We start from the raw sequence: 14595 nt of genomic DNA on the forward strand, positions 1-14595 counted from the left end.
GGATGAATGGAACCGCAACCGAATCGATCGGCCGCGGGGCAGTGCAGAATTGGGGCGTTTCGCACGGGAAGGCAACGGCGGCGCGGCCCGCAGCAGGAAGGAGCCGGTGCGGGATTCAGTCGGCGCGCGCTGTCTGGCGCAGATCCGAAAGAGCTATCGACGTCTCATATCCCTGAGGATCGACGACCGTCCATTGCTTCAGCGTGTTGCTGCGAGCATCGAAGCGCAGCGTCACCCGCGACGTGCCGCCAATGGTCGCACTGTCCTCGAAGGTGACGGAGATGACCCCGTCGTCGCCGATATCAACGGCCTTGAGCCGGGTGTCGCGGTTCAGATCGAAGCCGTCCTTCAGCAGGAATTTCAGCGGCGTCTGGCCGATCGGGTAGACATCATTGGTCTTGAGCTTTGAATCGCGGATGGCGACGGAGCGTCCGTCGGCTACGATTTCGAGTGTCGAGGGCGCGTTATAGGCGAAGCGCAGGCGGCCCGGCCGCTGGATATAGATCGTGCCCTCGGCGCGTCGTCCGTCCCCGCCATATTGCACGAAGCGCCCGGTCAGGGTGTCGATGCTGTTCACATAGGCATTGACGCGCGCAATCGCGCCTTCCCGGCTAGTCGGCACCGACGCCTGCGGCGCCGCGGCCGGCTGTGCCGGCGCGGCGGCGACCACCTGTGGCGGCGGATTGCCGGAAGACGGCGCAGGATGGTCGGCGACCGTCTCGATAGGCTGACTCGAACCGCCGAGATTGGCCGGGCGGCGTGGCGGCAGAGGCGGCGTGGCGGCGATCGCTTCGCCGGCGGGAGCTGCCGGCGCCAAGCTCTGCGGAAGGGCCGTGCTACCGCTATTCGGGTTGGGCGCAACAGAAGCGGGCGACCGCGGCGCTGCGGGCGCGGGCCTTGTCGTCGGCGCCTGCTTGTTGAACAGGCCGTCCAGAAGCCGCGTCAGGGGATCGTTTGCCTGTGCCTGAGCTTGGCCGATGCTGATTACTGCAGCCGTCGCCAAGGCGGTCGCAAAGGCCACTGTCACCAAACCGTATCGCCTCATATCGTCACCCACGCTGGAGGCGGCAGCTGGAGCGCCCCCACACGCTGCTCCGGCCGTTCGGGGCAGCCAAAGGCGCGCCGGTCTCACGCATCGCACATCCACATCAAAAGCCACGCAAGGCGTGACACCAATTATATAGGGCGCCGATATGGCCGAAAGAAGGACCGGCGGCCGGCGGCCTATTCGTCCTCGTCGTTGGCCCCGTTGCTCTCCATCAGGATCTCGCGCTTGCCCGCATGGTTGGCGGCGCCGACGATGCCCTCCTTCTCCATGCGCTCCATGAGCGAGGCGGCACGGTTGTAGCCGATCTGCAGGCGGCGCTGGATGTAGGAGGTGGAAGCCTTCTTGTCGCGGAGCACGACGGCGACGGCCTGGTCGTAGAGATCGCCGCCGGGCGCGCCGAAGGAGGAATTGTCGAAGACCGCGCCGTCGGCACCTTCTCCTTCCGTCGCCTCATCGTCGCCGGCAGTGACCGCGTCGAGATATTGCGGCCGGCCCTGACGCTTGAGATGGGTGACGATCTTCTCGACCTCGTTGTCGGAAACGAAGGGGCCGTGCACGCGCATGATGCGGCCGCCGCCGGCCATGTAGAGCATATCGCCTTGGCCGAGGAGCTGCTCGGCGCCCTGCTCCCCGAGAATGGTGCGGCTGTCGATCTTCGATGTCACCTGGAAGGAGATGCGGGTCGGGAAATTCGCCTTGATCGTGCCGGTGATGACATCGACCGACGGCCGCTGGGTGGCGAGGATGACGTGGATGCCGGCGGCGCGCGCCATCTGCGCCAGGCGCTGAATGGCGCCCTCGATCTCCTTGCCGGCGACCATCATGAGGTCGGCCATTTCGTCGACGATGACGACGATATAGGGCAGGGTCTCGAGATCCATGATCTCGTCTTCGTAGACCGCCTCTCCTGTTTCCTTGTCGAAGCCGGTCTGGACGGTGCGGGTGATCACCTCGCCCTTGGCTTTGGCCTCGGCGACGCGCGCATTGAAGCCGTCGATATTGCGCACACCGACCTTCGACATCTTCTTGTAGCGATCCTCCATCTCGCGCACGGCCCATTTCAGCGCGACGACCGCTTTTTTGGGATCGGTGACGACCGGCGTGAGGAGATGCGGGATGCCCTCGTAGATGGAGAGTTCCAGCATCTTCGGATCGACCATGATCAGCCGGCATTCTTCCGGCTTCAGCCGATAGAGCAGCGACAGGATCATGGTGTTGATGGCGACCGACTTGCCGGAGCCGGTGGTGCCGGCAACAAGGAGATGCGGCATGCGGGCGAGCTCGGCGATCACCGGCTCGCCGCCGATGGTCTTGCCGAGGCAGAGTGCGAGCTTGAGCTTCGTTTTCTCGAAATCTTCCGAGGCGAGCAGCTCGCGCAGATAGACGGTTTCGCGCTTGGTATTCGGCAGTTCGATGCCGATGGCGTTGCGCCCGGGTACCACGGCGACGCGCGCCGAGACGGCGCTCATGGAACGGGCGATGTCGTCGGCGAGCGAAATGACGCGCGAGGACTTCGTGCCCGGCGCCGGCTCGAGCTCGTAGAGCGTCACGACCGGCCCCGGCCGCACATTGATGATCTCGCCGCGCACGCCGAAATCGACCAGCACGCCTTCGAGCAGAGCGGCATTCTGATCGAGCGCTTCCGGCGAGACGGGCAGGCTCGTCTTCTTCGGTTCGGCAAGCAGGGTGAGCGGCGGGAGCTGGTAGCTTTCCGGATCGAGAAAGGAGGGCTGCGCCTCGCGCGCCAGCCGCCTGCCGGGCTTAGGTCCGGGGCCCGGCGGCACGACGCGGGTCGCCGCGATGTCCGGCATCGGCGGAACGGCCGACCCGGCGAGGCCACGCGGATCGGCGAAGTCCTCGTCCTCGTCATAATCGGTAAAGACCGGCTGAGGCTCGCGCCGCGTGCCGAAATTGCCGGCGAAGAACGGGTCGCCCTGCGCCTGTCGTGCCGGCCTCCGCACGGCCAGGCGGCGCTTAAGCGCTGCCTTGGCGGACATGAGGCCATGGGCGAGCGCGCCGAGCGAAATGATGCCCCATCCGGGTTCGCTGGCGCCATCCGCATCGTCGTCGCTCTCGCGCGCCGGGTCGAGATCGTCATCGCGCGTGTCCGGATCCTCGGGCAGTCCGACGCCACAGGCGGCCGACAGGGCGAGAATCGTGACCCCGGCATAGGCGAGGGCCACCACCACGAGCTCCGCACCGCCTCCGAAGGGAATGACGCCGCGCGCCGCGAAGACAAGCGCATCGCCGACAACCCCTCCGAGACCGGTCGGCAACGGCCAACGGGCCGTCGAAGGCAGGGTGCTGGCGACCGCCGCAGCCGCCGCGCCGCCGAGCAGCCAAAGCCCCAATCGGAGCGGCAGGCGGGGAACCGTCTTGCGCGTCACAAGGGAAAGCCCCCAGGCGCCGACGGGCAAAAGCAGTGCGATCGAGCCGAGGCCGAAGACCTGCATGGCAAGATCGGCGGTGATGGCCCCAGGCCAGCCGAGCAGATTGGACACCGGTCGGCTGGTCGCGTGGGTGAGGCTCGGATCCTCGACGGACCAGGTGGCGAGGGCAAGCGCCACCGCGCCGGCAAGGACGGTCAGGGCAAGGCCCGTGATCTCGACGGCTCGGCGCGTGAAGAACCGGCGAAGCGCCTCCGAGATGTCGTCGGCGGGGGACGAGGTCCGGCGGATTGTTCGCATGCGCAATGGCCTGGAAGGTGGAACGCGACGACGATTCTGCGGAAAGCCTAGGGCGTGGCGGTTAAGGCCCGATTAACCTTCCCCGCATGCAGCGTCTGCGATGCTTATCGCGTCCATTCGCGTGACAAAAAAACCCCGGCCACCGGGCCGGGGTTCGAGTCTAGGGAGGAAGTGAACCGTAGACTTGGCTAGAACCGTAAACTTGGCTTCGGTTCAGTAATTATAGGCGCGTTCGCCGTGATCCGCCACGTCGAGGCCTTCACGCTCGCCTTCCTGCGAGATGCGCAGGCCGACGGTCGCATCGACGATCTTGTAGAGGATCAACGAACCGATGCCGCTCCACACGAGCGCGACGAGAACCGCGACGAACTGCGTCCAGAGCTGGCCGCCCATGGTGTAATCGGCGACGCCGACACCGCCGAGAGAGGGCGCGACGAGGATGCCGGTGCCGAGCGAGCCGATGATGCCGCCGATGCAGTGGATGCCGAACACGTCGAGCGAGTCATCGTAGCCGAGCGCGTTCTTCACCGCCGTCGAGGCATAGAAGCAGATCACCCCCGCCACGATGCCGAGGATGATCGAGCCCATCGGGCCGATGAGACCGGCGGCAGGCGTGACCGCGACAAGGCCGGCAACAGCGCCCGACACGGTGCCGAGCAGCGAGGGATGACCCTTGCTCGCCCATTCCGTCAGCTGCCAGGCGAGCGCTGCGGCAGCGGTTGCCACGAAGGTGTTGATCATCGCGAGCGCGGTGACGCCGTTGGCCTCGAGGTTCGAGCCGGCATTGAAGCCGAACCAGCCGACCCAGAGGAGCGACGCGCCGATCATCGTCATGGTCAGGGAGTGGGGCGGCATCGGCTCCTTGCCGTAGCCGATGCGCTTGCCGAGAACGAGGGCGCCGACGAGACCCGCGATACCCGCATTGATATGCACGACAGTGCCGCCGGCGAAATCGAGCGCGCCCATGGAGAACAGGAAGCCCTCGCTGAACCACACCATATGGGCCATCGGGAAATAGACGAAGGTGACCCAGAGGAAGGTGAAGAGCAGGAGCGCGGAGAACTTCATGCGCTCGGCAAAGGACCCGACGATGAGCGCTGGCGTGATGCAGGCGAAGGTCATCTGGAAGCAGATGAACACATATTCGGGGATGACCACACCCTTGGTGAAGGTATCCGAGGTGGAGTCGGTGCCGACGCCGGCTAGGAAAGCCTTTGACAGGCCGCCGATGAAGCTCGTGAGCCCCCCGCCGCTGGTAAAGGCGAGGCTATAGCCATAGACCACCCAGATGATCGACACGAGGCAGACGATCGAGAACACCTGCGTCAGGAGCGAGAGCATGTTCTTGGTGCGGACAAGGCCGCCGTAAAACAGCGCAAGCCCGGGAATGGTCATGGCCAGAACGAGGATGGTCGACACGAGCATCCAGGCGGTATCGCCTTTGTTCGGCACCGCTGGCGCTGCGGCCGGCGCGGCCTCGGCGGCGGCCTGTGCGAGCGCTGGTCCGGCAGCGGCGACAAGGGCCAACCCCGCAAGTGCGGCGAGCCCCGCAAAGCCCGCCTTATGCTTGCGCATGAACGTCATGGAACGAACTCCTCGATTGAGCGATTTGGGCGGGTTTTGTCAGAGCGCGTCGGCGTCGGTTTCGCCGGTGCGGATGCGGATGGCCGTCTCAATGGTCGAGACGAAGATCTTGCCGTCACCGATCTGGCCCGTGCGCGCCGCACCGACGATCGCGTCGATGACCTTGTCGACGACGTCGGATGCGACCGCCACCTCGATCTTGAGCTTGGGCAGGAAGCTCACCGCATATTCAGCCCCGCGATAGATCTCGGTATGGCCCTTCTGGCGACCATAGCCCTTGACCTCGGTGACGGTGAGCCCGTGCACCCCGATGGCCGTCAAGGCGTCGCGGACCTCCTCGAGCTTGAACGGCTTGATGATGGCCATCACGAATTTCATGTCTCGGCTCCCCTTCGATGGTCACGGCCCGCCCGGTGAGGCACCGCTGGACCAAGTGATCTGGAAGGGGGAAATCAAGCTTCGTGCCAAATGGCGCGCGGGCGTCCATTTTGGGCTTTTGCGCGGCAGAAGGCGGCCGGATGGGACCGGCGGAACCGGCCGGGCGCAAAAATCTGCCACCAATCTGTGCAGTTTGCCGCAATAAACGGCAGTTGCTCGGGTGCTAGTCGGCCAGATCGGGCCGCGGGCGTATGAGCCCTTCCTGCGCGACCGAGGCGACGAGATCGCCCTCGCGGGTGAAGATCAGGCCGCGGGAGAAGCCGCGAGCGCCGCTCGCTGAGGGCGTATCCTGCGCATAGAGCAGCCATTCGTCCGCGCGGAACGGGTGGTGGAACCATAGCGCATGATCGAGGCTCGCAGCCTGGATGCCGCGCTCGAACACCGTATGCCCGTGTGGGATGAGGCTGGTGTCGAGCAGGGTCATGTCCGACGCATAGGCCAAGACGCAGCGGTGAACGGAAGGATCGTCCGGCAGGCGCTTCGTGGCACGGATCCAGACATGGAACGACGGCGCGCGGGGGAGCCCCGTCTGATAGCGCTCGAATTCCACGGGCCTCAGCTCGATCGGCCGTTCACGCTCGTAATAGGCGCGCATCGGGTCGGGCATCATGGGCATGAAGCGGGCCTTGATCTCTTCTTCGCTCGGCAGCTCCTCCGGCATCGGCACCTTCGGCATGGGCATATGGTGATCGAAACCATCCTCCGCCTTCTGGAACGAGGAGGACATGGCGAAGATCGCCTCGCCGTGCTGGATGGCGACCACCCGCCGGGTGGTGAAGCTGTTGCCGTCGCGGATACGGTCGACCTCGTAGATGATCGGCACCTTGGGATCGCCAGGGCGCATGAAATAGCCGTGCAGGGAATGGACGCGCCGATCGCTTTCCACGGTGCGCGTCACGGCGACGAGCGCCTGGCCGATCACCTGCCCGCCGAACACCCGCTGCCAGCCCACCTTGGGGCTGCGGCCACGGAACAGATTGTGTTCGAGCGGCTCGAGGTCGAGAATATTGAGAAGTTCATCCACGGCGTTCGGCATGGGTCATCGGTCCGGCAAAGGCGGCGAGGCTCCCGCGCAGAACCGCCGGGCGCATCATCCATCTGCAACCGCCGGCGAGAGTCCGTCAAGCAGATGCGGCTTGCAAGCAGCGGCCATGAACGACAGATAGGAGGCCATGCTGAGCGAACCAGGCAAGCCCATGTCCGAGCCGGCCGCGGCCGATGTCGTCGTCGCCGGCGGCGGCATCACCGGCCTCAGCCTGGCGCTCGCGCTCCGGCAGGGGGCGGGCGGCCTTGAGGTCATGCTCTGCGACCCTAACCCCGCCAGCCGCGAGGAGGGGCGCGCTTCCGCCATCGTCTCGGGCGGCCGGCGCATGCTCGCCGAGCTCGGTGTCTGGCAGACGATCGCGGCGCACGCCCAGCCCGTCCATGGCATGGAGGTCACCGACAGCCGCCTCGAAGACTGGGTGAGGCCGGCCTTTCTCACCTTCGACGGCGAGCTCGCGCCGGACGAGCCCTTCGCCCATATCATCGAGAACGGGGTTCTGGCGAAGGCGCTGCGCGACGCCTGCGCGGCCTCCGGCGTGAGGATGATCGAGACCACCGTCAAGCGATTCGTGGAGGCGCCGGTCGGCCTCGATGTGACGCTCGGCAATGGCGAACGGTACCGCACGAGCCTGCTCGTGGCCGCCGACGGAGCCCGCTCCGCGCTTCGCCAATTCGCCGGCATCGGCTGGGTCGGCCACGGCTACGGCCAATCCGGCATCGTCGCGACGATCCGGCACGAGCGCCCGCACGAGGGCCGCGCCGTCCAGCATTTCCTGCCGTCGGGGCCCTTCGCCCGCCTGCCGCTGACGGGAAACCGCTCCTCGATCGTCTGGACGGAGATGACCCGTGACGCCGAGATCCTGCTGGCGCTTCACGAGGAGGATCTCGCCGAGGAGATCGAGCGCCGCTTCGGCCTGCAGCTCGGGCCGATCGCGCTGGAGACGCCACCGCGCGCCTTTCCGCTCGCCATCGGCATGGCCCGGCGCTTCGTCGGCAAGCGCTTGGCGCTCGTCGGCGATGCCGCCCATGTCATCCATCCGCTGGCCGGGCTCGGGCTCAATCTCGGGCTGCGCGACGTGGCGGCGCTCGCCGAGGCCCTCATCGACCATGTGCGGCTCGGCCTGCCGCCGGGCGATCCGCCGGTGCTCAGCCGCTATGAGCGCGCACGGCGTTTCGACACTCTGACGCTCGGCATCGCGACCGATGGCCTGAATGCCCTCTTCTCGAACGATCGTCTGCCGGTGCGGCTCGCGCGCGATCTCGGGCTCGGCCTGGTCGATCGCATACCGGGGCTGAAACGCTTCTTCGTGCGGGAGGCGGCCGGGCTCGTCGGCGCCGTGCCACGCCTCATGCGCGGCGAGCCCTTGTGAGCTGCCTTACTCGATCGGCCGCGCTTCTTCCGGCAGCATGATCGGTATGCCGTCGCGAATGGGATAGGCGAGCTTCGCCGGGCGGCTGATCAGCTCCTGACGAGCCGCATCATATTCGAGCGGTGCCTTGGTCAGGGGGCAGACGAGGATTTCGAGCAGCTTCGGGTCGACGCGCGTACCCTCCGCAGGCTGCGCTTCCACCGGAGTCGTGGCGGGCAAGGAAGGATCGTCCGTCATAGGCCTCTCACTGCAGGGTGCTGTCCGGATTGCTGGCATCGCGCGCCAGCTCGATTTCGGTGATGGCGATGAGCATCTCGGCGCGCGCCTTCAGGTCCTGCGCTTCGAGCAGCGCCTGTTTCTCGCGGGTGCCGAACGGGCTCATCATGGCGAGCGCATTGACCAGCGCCTCGTTGGGCGCCTCGTTGATGCCCTTCCAGTCGACCTTCAGGTCATTGGCCTTGGCGAAGGCCCTGAGCGTGCGGATCACGCCGTCGCGGTCCACCTCGGTTTCGCCGGCGCGGGCTTCGAAATCGAGCTTGAACGGCGTGTAGTCGACCTGCGCCTGCCGATACGGGGTGGTGACGGTCAGCTCCTGCTTGATGCGGAAACGGCTGACGCCGGTGAGCGAGATGACATAGCGGCCATCGCCGGTCTCGGCGAACTGGGTGATGCGGCCGGCGCAGCCGACGGAATAAAGCCGCGGCACGACGACGCTCTCCTCGTCCTCCGGCTGGATCATGCCGATGGTGCGGCGGCCGGCGAGCGCATCATCGATCATCGCGAGATAGCGCGGCTCGAAGATATTGAGCGGCAGCTGCCCGCGCGGCAGCAGCAAGGCGCCGGCCAGGGGAAAGAGCGGCACGACCTGCGGACAGTCCTGTGGGCTGCGATAGGTCTGTGTGGTGGCCATCACCGTCATCCGGCGGGGCCGACCCCGATGGGTGCCCCGCTGCTCTCGGAGGAATCTAAGGCGCGCGGGAGCCTCGGCAAGATCAGGCGAAGAGGCAAGATCAGGCGAAGAGGATGGACGACAGCCGCCGCCGACCGGCCAGGGTCGCCTCGTCGGTCGGTCCCCAAGCCTCGAAGAACTGCAAAAGCTGCTTGCGCGCGCCGTCGTCGTTCCAGGCCCGGTCGCGCTTGATGATCTCCAGCAGGTGATCGCCCGCTTCCTCCCGCTTGCCGTGGGCGTTGAGCGCCAGCGCCAGATCGAACCGCGTCTGGTGGTCGAGCGGATTGGCCGCGAGCCGCTGCTCGAGGTCGCCGAGGTCGCCGAGCGAGGCGGCCTGTTCGGCGAGTTCGATGGCGGCGCGAGCCGCCGCGATCGCCGCGTCATTGGCCTTGTCGGCCGGCACCATGGCGAGGAACTGCTTCGCCGCGTCGAGATCGCCCATCTCGAGATGGAGCTTGGCGAGCGCGGCGATGGCACGGATGTTGTCGGGCTCCTGTCCCAAGGCCTCGGCATAGAGCTGGGCGGCGCCGGCCGGATCACCCGAGGCGACAAGCTGGTCCGCCTCCTCCAGGATCTCGCCCACGGCACCCGGGCCGAGCGGGCCGACCAGCCGCTCGATGAAGGCGGTGACCTGGCTTTCCGGCAGAGCCCCGACGAAGCCGTCGGCCGGCTGACCGCGGTTGAAGGCGACCACTGCCGGGATCGACTGGATGCCGAGCTGGCCGGGGATCTGCGGATGATCGTCGATGTTGAGCTTGACGAGCTTGACCTTGCCCCCGGCGGCTTTCACCGCCTTTTCGATGATGGGTCCGAGCTGTTTGCAAGGACCACACCAAGGCGCCCAAAAGTCGACCAGCACCGGCTGCTGCATCGATTCGGCAAGGACGTCCTGCCGAAAAGCCGCCGTCGTGGTGTCCTTCACCAGTGAATCAGCCTGGGCTTGCGTGTCTGCGAGCATGAAGTCCTCTCAACTCTTGGCGGCAGGCTTCTCTCATCCCTGGCGCACCATGGCCGTGCCATGACCATGCCATGACCAGTCAGTCGTCCGATGGAACCGACCCATAAGAAATAGGAACTCGCGGCAGATCCGCAAAGAGCCGCCCTCGTTCCAGCCCTTTCCATCGTCGGCCTTCTCACCTTCGTCTAAACCCGCGACCAGCGCTCACGCAAGGCGCGCGTTTCGGACAACGGGAGCATCGGCTCGGCCCCTGGCGTCGCCTAACGGCAGTCGCGCCCGGGCTTCGCAACGCAAAAAGCCCGTTACCGGAACGTCGGAAACGGGCGTTCTTATTGCCGGAGCTGTTCTCAGCGCGGTGGGTCGAACCGGATCGGCACCGTCACGGTAACGGTCGAACGCGCCATGTCGGCGGGCGGCGCGGGGACGGGATTGGCGCGCCGGATCATCGCCAGGCTCTCCCGGTCGAGCACATCGGTCCCCGAGCTCGCCGCAAGACGCTGGGACAGGACCCGGCCATTCCGATCGATGGTGAAGGTGACGCGGACCGTCCGCGGGTCACGCCGGCCGCCCTGCTCCGGCGGCGTACGCTTATAGCGGTTGAGATGGGCGCTCAGCCGGCTCATCCACGTCGCCTTGGCGCGCGACGACGAGGCGGACCACACGCCATTCTGCGGCGCGACCGCTCTTTCAGCCCGCGGCGCCTCGCTGCTCGGGGGCGCTGCGCTGCGCTCGACCCGCTTGTCCTTGCGTTCCACCTTCTTGCGGCGCTCCACCTTGCGCGGCTTCTCCGGCTTCTTCTCCACCTTCTTCTGAACGGGCTTGGGCGGGGCCGGCGGCGCGAGAACCGCCGCTGCATCCGGCACGGCCGGTAGCTCGGGCACCTCGAAATCGGGGATCTCAGCCACCTGCGGGGTCGGTTCCGGCGCGGCCTCCGGTTCGGGCTCGGGTTCCGGCGGCGGGTCCGGCTCGGCCTCCGTCGTCGGCGGACCCGGGGTGATTTCCGGCGGAGCCTCGGGCGAAGCCGGCAGCGGCGCCAGCTCGATCATCACGGCGGCGGGGGGCTCGCCGGCGCTCGCTTCGTTCCGCCAGTTCATCACCGCCCAGGCGCCGCCCGCATGCGCCACAACGACCACGAGCGCGGCCGCACTCCAACGCGCGACCTGCCGGGAGATCCCGTCGTCCCAGTGGTGGTGCGGCGCTCGGCTCACGGTGCCGGTCCCGCCGGGGCCTGGCCGGGCTGCGCCGGCGCCGGGCCCTCCAGACCGACGAGCCCGACCTTCAGATAGCCGGCGGCGCGCAACAGGTTCATCACCTCCATGACGTCGCCGTAGGCCACCGCCTTGTCGGCCCGGACGAAGATGCGCTCGTCGTGGTTGCCCTGCGTCTCGCCATCGAGCGCGACTTGAAGCGCGGCGCGGTCGACCGGCGCATCGCCGAGGGCGAGCGACAGGTCTTCCTTCACCGTCAGGAAGATCGGCTTGTCCGGCCGTTGCTGCGGCTCGGCATTGGAGGTCGGCAGGTCGACCGCCACATCGACCGTCGAGAGCGGTGCTGCCACCATGAAAATGATGAGCAACACCAGCATCACATCGATGAAGGGCGTGACATTGATCTCGTGGTTTTCGGCGAGGTCATCGTCGCCGTGATCGAGCCGTACACTCATGGCGGCTTACTCGGCTGCGGCGAGGCCGGTGCCGCGTCGCCCCCGGCCGGCAGCCAACTGGTCGAGATCGCGCGACAGATGCCGCAGGACTTCCGTGCCGGCGTCGGCCAGGAGCGCGCGATAGCCGGCAATGGCCCGCGCGAAGACATTGTAGATGACGACCGCCGGAATGGCCGCCACGAGGCCGATGGCCGTGGCCAGCAGCGCCTCGGCGATGCCGGGCGCCACCACCGCCAGATTGGTGGTGTTCGACTGGCTGATGCCGATGAAGGAATTCATGATGCCCCAGACGGTGCCGAACAGACCGACGAAGGGCGCGGTCGCGCCGATCGTCGCAAGCAACCCGGTGCCGCGGGTCATGGCGCGGCCCGCGCCTGCCTCGATGCGCGCCAAGGCCGCCGAGGCACGTTCCTTGACGCCGTCGGCCGGCAGGTCGGCCGACACCGTTTCCTCCGTCCGCGCCGCCCGCACCAATGCGGCAACCGGACCGGAGCGTGCGCGGCGCTGATGCAAGGAGGCCTCCGCGTCGACGAGGCTCCGCGCGGCGACGATCGCCGCGAGCGCACGCCGGGCGCGCCGCTTGGCCGCGAGGAGTTCCAGGCTTTTCGCAAGCCACACGGTCCAGGTGACGAGCGAGGCAAAAGCAAGCCCGATCATCACCGCCTTCACGACGATGTCGGCCTGCATGAACATGCCCCAGGGCGACAGGTCATGCGGCAATGTGCCGGCTGCGGGCGAGCCCTGGGCAGCGGCTGGACCTGCCAACGGCGGCGCGGACTCATCGACGAGCGGCTGCGCCGGAGCCTCGGGCGAGCCGGCAGGCGGGGCGACAGGCCCGGTCTGTGGCGCGGCGGGGCTCGGTCCCGGCACGGCCGCTGGGGCCGTGCTTGGCGGTGCCTGCTGTGCAACGGGCTCGCCCGCGCCGGCCGGCGCGTCGTTCTGTTGCGCAAGGACCGGCTGCTGCGCGGCGAGCATCAGGACGACGGCTGCTCCGAGCATCGCGAACCTCCGTCCGAGAGCATTCGCGCGACGATGTCGCATCGATTTATCAGTCGCAGGCATAGCCGCTTCCCATTTTCACTGCGATCCGACCCGACTGAGGCGGGATACCGGCTCGCTACATGTGTCGGTCGAAAGGCCGTCGATGCTGATCTTGAGTCCGCCGCAGCGAGCGCGCATGAGGATCAGTCTTCCGCCGGCGTTTTCTTGAATTCACCTTCGCAATACCCGCGCCGCCAATAGGCGACGGCCAGATGACAACTGCGGTCGAGGCCCCGCTCTCGGCGCCAATGGGTTCGGATCGCCCGGAAGGTCTCGAATTCGGCGCCGGCCCAGGCGAAGACATTGGGGGTGTCGGGCCATGCGACGCCGCGCACCGCCTCGACGAGAGCCGTCGTGGTGCCCGGCTCGGCCCCATCGCGATGGAGCCAGACGAGCGATAGGCCGGGCGGATGGGCGATCACCTGCTCTTCCCCGGCATCCGCCACCTCGACGAAGGCGAGGCCGCGCGCGTCGGCCGGCAGCGCCTCCAGAATGCGCCCGATCGCCGGAAGGCCCGTCTCGTCGCCGACGAGCAGATACCACTCGGTGAGGCTGATGCCGCGGCCGCCGGGTCCCATGACGCCGACGACATCGCCGGCTTGCGCCCGCTCGGCCCAGGCCGCGCCGGGGCCGGCATCCTCATGGCGGACGAAATCGATATCCATCTCGTCCGCGCCAACATCGATGCGGCGGATCGTATAGGTGCGCACCGTCAGCCGCTCGTCGCCGTCCGGCCAGATCGGAATGCCGTTGCGGCCCATCACAGGCCAGGTCGGAGCCGCCAGGCCGGCGGGCGGTATGAGGAGCTTCACATGCAGGTTGCTGGCGTCGAAGCGGCCGAGATCCGCGCCGGTCAGGGTGATCCGGCGCATATGCGGCGTCACGTCGACAACCCGGCTGACGCCCATCACGCGCAGATTCGGTAATTCGCTGCTGTCGCAGCCGTCGCCCGTCCAGACGATCTCCGGCTTCTCGGCCGCTGCGATGTCCTCGAGCCGCGCCGCGAGCAGAAATTTGACCTTGGCGAGCGAAGCCGCGTCGGCGGCCTCGGCCCGCAGATAAAGCATCTCGGCACCGGCTTCGATGCGCCCGGTGCCGAAGCGAAACGCTGCCTCGCCGCGCGTCTCGGTCCAGCTGGAATGCGCCTCGTCCTCGGCGAACTGCGCACATAGGGCGGCGATCCAGCGGGACGGCAGCTCGGTGCGGACCCGAGCCTCGCATGTCAATAAGCCCATGGGGCAAAGCCCTGTCTGTCGGATGCCGGCCAGGCGCCCCGACGGGGTGCCGATGGTCCGCATCGGGTCAGTACAGGGTGTTATTGGGCGCAATGGAAGCTTCGCGCAACCTTTAAATAACTGTAAAACCTCACATTTTAATTGTTCTATATTCAGATTACGCGTGGAATCGAAGCCGCTTCATCTCCTTACGGGCGATCGACATGGCCCAGATTACGCGCGGGGTCGAGCAGGTCGCGCACGCGCTGCTTCAACGTCTTGACGTCGGGGAAGCCGCCATCGCGCTGCCGCTCCCAGATGAGTTCACCGTCATATTCGATCTGGAAAACGCCGCCCGTGCCGGGCACAAGCGCGAGCTCGCCGAGGTCGGTCGAGAAGGTGGAAAGGAGCTCCTGCGCCATCCAAGCGGAACGCAGCAGCCAGTGACACTGCGTGCAATAGGTGATGACGATGCGGGGCTTTGCGGGATCATGATTGGCTGCGTCGCTCATGGCCGTATCTCCCTCCGCGGCATCTGTCTGCCGACTTCGGGCAGGAGTCTGCCAGGATCCGGAGCTTGACGCGAGAGGGAAGCGAAG

General features: G+C 67.1%; 14 protein-coding genes. 1 reads left to right on the forward strand and 13 read right to left on the reverse strand.

The annotated features are described in order from the left end of the window. Positions 1–115: 115 nt before the first annotated feature. From ACFQU1_RS01550 to tesB, 5 genes are all read right to left on the reverse strand, one after another. Complete coding sequence (locus ACFQU1_RS01550; RefSeq protein WP_378128527.1) at positions 116–1027, reverse strand: outer-membrane lipoprotein carrier protein LolA; 912 nt, start codon at positions 1025–1027, stop codon at positions 116–118. A gap of 197 nt (positions 1028–1224) precedes the next feature. After that, on the reverse strand, positions 1225–3735 hold the full coding sequence (locus tag ACFQU1_RS01555; RefSeq protein WP_378128529.1) for a DNA translocase FtsK 4TM domain-containing protein: 2511 nt from the start codon (positions 3733–3735) through the stop codon (positions 1225–1227). 213 nt (positions 3736–3948) lie between these two features. Beyond that, positions 3949–5310: an ammonium transporter gene (locus tag ACFQU1_RS01560; RefSeq protein WP_378129715.1), complete on the reverse strand. Its 1362-nt coding sequence runs from the start codon at positions 5308–5310 to the stop codon at positions 3949–3951. 48 nt (positions 5311–5358) lie between these two features. Further along, positions 5359–5697, reverse strand: coding sequence for a P-II family nitrogen regulator (locus tag ACFQU1_RS01565; protein ID WP_378128531.1), 339 nt, complete (start codon positions 5695–5697; stop codon positions 5359–5361). Positions 5698–5920: 223 nt separating this feature from the next. Further along, positions 5921–6793 carry an acyl-CoA thioesterase II gene (gene tesB / locus ACFQU1_RS01570; protein ID WP_378128533.1) on the reverse strand — a complete coding sequence of 291 codons (873 nt, stop codon included), beginning with the start codon at positions 6791–6793 and terminating at the stop codon, positions 5921–5923. A gap of 136 nt (positions 6794–6929) precedes the next feature. Here tesB and ACFQU1_RS01575 point away from each other — a divergent pair, with 136 nt between their 5' ends. Continuing rightward, on the forward strand, positions 6930–8171 hold the full coding sequence (locus ACFQU1_RS01575; protein WP_378128535.1) for a ubiquinone biosynthesis hydroxylase: 1242 nt from the start codon (positions 6930–6932) through the stop codon (positions 8169–8171). A gap of 6 nt (positions 8172–8177) precedes the next feature. On the opposite strand, the gene ACFQU1_RS01580 is transcribed toward ACFQU1_RS01575, so the two are convergent. From ACFQU1_RS01580 to ACFQU1_RS01615, 8 genes are all read right to left on the reverse strand, one after another. After that, the gene (locus ACFQU1_RS01580; protein WP_378128537.1) at positions 8178–8408 is read right to left on the reverse strand and encodes a Trm112 family protein; all 231 of its coding nucleotides are present in this window, start codon (positions 8406–8408) and stop codon (positions 8178–8180) included. A gap of 7 nt (positions 8409–8415) precedes the next feature. Further along, the gene (locus ACFQU1_RS01585; RefSeq protein ID WP_378128539.1) at positions 8416–9081 is read right to left on the reverse strand and encodes an LON peptidase substrate-binding domain-containing protein; all 666 of its coding nucleotides are present in this window, start codon (positions 9079–9081) and stop codon (positions 8416–8418) included. A 100-nt stretch (positions 9082–9181) separates the two neighbouring features. Then, positions 9182–10078: a thioredoxin gene (gene trxA / locus ACFQU1_RS01590; protein ID WP_378128541.1), complete on the reverse strand. Its 897-nt coding sequence runs from the start codon at positions 10076–10078 to the stop codon at positions 9182–9184. Between the two features lie 347 nt (positions 10079–10425). Continuing rightward, entirely contained in the window at positions 10426–11286 is an 861-nt protein-coding gene (locus tag ACFQU1_RS01595) for a cell envelope integrity protein TolA (protein WP_378128543.1), read from the reverse strand. Beyond that, positions 11283–11741 carry a TonB system transport protein ExbD gene (gene exbD / locus ACFQU1_RS01600; RefSeq protein WP_378128545.1) on the reverse strand — a complete coding sequence of 153 codons (459 nt, stop codon included), beginning with the start codon at positions 11739–11741 and terminating at the stop codon, positions 11283–11285. Before exbD ends, ACFQU1_RS01595 begins: the two co-directional genes overlap by 4 nt. 6 nt (positions 11742–11747) lie before the next feature. Further along, on the reverse strand, positions 11748–12803 hold the full coding sequence (gene exbB / locus ACFQU1_RS01605) for a tonB-system energizer ExbB (RefSeq protein ID WP_378128547.1): 1056 nt from the start codon (positions 12801–12803) through the stop codon (positions 11748–11750). A 122-nt stretch (positions 12804–12925) separates the two neighbouring features. Continuing rightward, the gene (locus ACFQU1_RS01610; RefSeq protein ID WP_378128549.1) at positions 12926–14017 is read right to left on the reverse strand and encodes a DUF2218 domain-containing protein; all 1092 of its coding nucleotides are present in this window, start codon (positions 14015–14017) and stop codon (positions 12926–12928) included. Between the two features lie 188 nt (positions 14018–14205). Continuing rightward, positions 14206–14508: a SelT/SelW/SelH family protein gene (locus tag ACFQU1_RS01615; RefSeq protein ID WP_378128551.1), complete on the reverse strand. Its 303-nt coding sequence runs from the start codon at positions 14506–14508 to the stop codon at positions 14206–14208. Positions 14509–14595: the final 87 nt, after the last annotated feature.

Origin of the sequence: Chelatococcus sp. GCM10030263, assembly GCF_042666455.1 — a bacterium.
In the GTDB taxonomy this organism is placed as follows: domain Bacteria; phylum Pseudomonadota; class Alphaproteobacteria; order Rhizobiales; family Beijerinckiaceae; genus Chelatococcus.

What these genes read in the sequence shown, in the direction of transcription:
- ACFQU1_RS01610 (WP_378128549.1), bottom strand. Translation starts at nt 14,017, where the DNA reads ATGGGCTTATTGACATGCGAGGCTCGGGTCCGCACCGAGCTGCCGTCC.
- ACFQU1_RS01555 (WP_378128529.1), bottom strand. Translation starts at nt 3,735, where the DNA reads ATGCGAACAATCCGCCGGACCTCGTCCCCCGCCGACGACATCTCGGAG.
- ACFQU1_RS01565 (WP_378128531.1), bottom strand. Translation starts at nt 5,697, where the DNA reads ATGAAATTCGTGATGGCCATCATCAAGCCGTTCAAGCTCGAGGAGGTC.
- tesB (WP_378128533.1), bottom strand. Translation starts at nt 6,793, where the DNA reads ATGCCGAACGCCGTGGATGAACTTCTCAATATTCTCGACCTCGAGCCG.
- ACFQU1_RS01585 (WP_378128539.1), bottom strand. Translation starts at nt 9,081, where the DNA reads ATGGCCACCACACAGACCTATCGCAGCCCACAGGACTGTCCGCAGGTC.
- exbD (WP_378128545.1), bottom strand. Translation starts at nt 11,741, where the DNA reads ATGAGTGTACGGCTCGATCACGGCGACGATGACCTCGCCGAAAACCAC.
- ACFQU1_RS01575 (WP_378128535.1), top strand. Translation starts at nt 6,930, where the DNA reads ATGCTGAGCGAACCAGGCAAGCCCATGTCCGAGCCGGCCGCGGCCGAT.
- ACFQU1_RS01560 (WP_378129715.1), bottom strand. Translation starts at nt 5,310, where the DNA reads ATGCGCAAGCATAAGGCGGGCTTTGCGGGGCTCGCCGCACTTGCGGGG.
- trxA (WP_378128541.1), bottom strand. Translation starts at nt 10,078, where the DNA reads ATGCTCGCAGACACGCAAGCCCAGGCTGATTCACTGGTGAAGGACACC.
- ACFQU1_RS01580 (WP_378128537.1), bottom strand. Translation starts at nt 8,408, where the DNA reads ATGACGGACGATCCTTCCTTGCCCGCCACGACTCCGGTGGAAGCGCAG.
- ACFQU1_RS01615 (WP_378128551.1), bottom strand. Translation starts at nt 14,508, where the DNA reads ATGAGCGACGCAGCCAATCATGATCCCGCAAAGCCCCGCATCGTCATC.
- exbB (WP_378128547.1), bottom strand. Translation starts at nt 12,803, where the DNA reads ATGCCTGCGACTGATAAATCGATGCGACATCGTCGCGCGAATGCTCTC.